At 49.2% G+C, this 250-nt stretch carries 1 pseudogene; it reads right to left on the bottom strand.

What is annotated here, in order from left to right:
* Window positions 1–124: 124 nt before the first annotated feature.
* A pseudogene (locus F1735_RS37280) lies at window positions 125–250 on the bottom strand (RNA-guided endonuclease InsQ/TnpB family protein); the annotation flags it as partial.

Below are 250 nucleotides of genomic sequence, written 5' to 3'. Positions count from 1 at the left end.
GTCAGAAAAACCATCGATATCGTCTTGGATGCGTCCTGCTGCTGGTGTCATATTCGATTCCATGTGGGTACCAACTTCCTTAATTAGAGTTATGAAGTTGTCTCACAACAGTTTGACACAGGGGGATAGCTCGGTTCAGGCCCGACTTCTGGCTGACCTTCTTGCCCGGTTGTTCGACAGTACCTTTGGAAGACCTGGACATGTTCCGTACCTGCAAATCCTCAATGCAGACGAGCGCGTGGTTTTTGCT

The organism is Massilia genomosp. 1 (assembly GCF_011682185.1).
In the GTDB taxonomy this organism is placed as follows: domain Bacteria; phylum Pseudomonadota; class Gammaproteobacteria; order Burkholderiales; family Burkholderiaceae_D; genus Telluria_A; species Telluria_A rubra.
This window is presented reverse-complemented; position numbering and strand designations above follow the sequence as displayed.